We start from the raw sequence: 610 nt of genomic DNA on the forward strand, positions 1-610 counted from the left end.
TGGATCATACCGACGCCTAAGCGATCATTACCGAACTCGTCTTTTACTTGGTATTTTTTCTTATGCTTATTGCTATTACAGTTGTAATAAGTTCCTATGTCCTCTGTGATATCTTTCCATTTCTTAGCTACCTCTATAGCTAAAGCACAATCACCCTCACGTCTTGCTCCGTCATATATGAGCAGCAAATGACAATGAAATCCACCACACTTATCCCCTTGCTCTAAAGCCCAGGCATACCCCTGTAAATATTTGAAGCACGATTTTTTGTTACTGATGAGCTCTCTCAGCTTTTTCATGTGGTTGTTGAACATATCGATAGTGACTAAACCTCTATCTTCTTCCGTATACATTAAGTCGACACGGACAACCAATGACTTTGAGTAGTGATTGAATAGGTCTCTAACATAAGACTCTAGGTTATTCCTATTCTGGTTCTCCTGATACTGCCAAGCATTGTCTTCGTTAATCACATCTTGCCTGTAACACAAAATGGATTCGATTAATCGTTGAGTGTTATCTTGGGTCCAAATGACATTGCAAGGGTAGGAATCTCCAACGACATCTTTTGTACCAGAGATAAATGCTTGGATAGCCTTTGAGTAACATA

The 610-nt window shown here is 39.3% G+C and carries 1 protein-coding gene; it reads right to left on the reverse strand.

Annotation, left to right across the window (positions count from 1 at the left end):
- A partial coding sequence (locus ACS8FC_RS18970) for a YagK/YfjJ domain-containing protein (RefSeq protein WP_439297930.1) occupies positions 1 to 473 on the reverse strand: 473 nt, incomplete at its 3' end.
- Positions 474 to 610 lie beyond the last annotated feature (137 nt).

This window comes from Psychrobacter sp. 1Y4, from assembly GCF_051847555.1.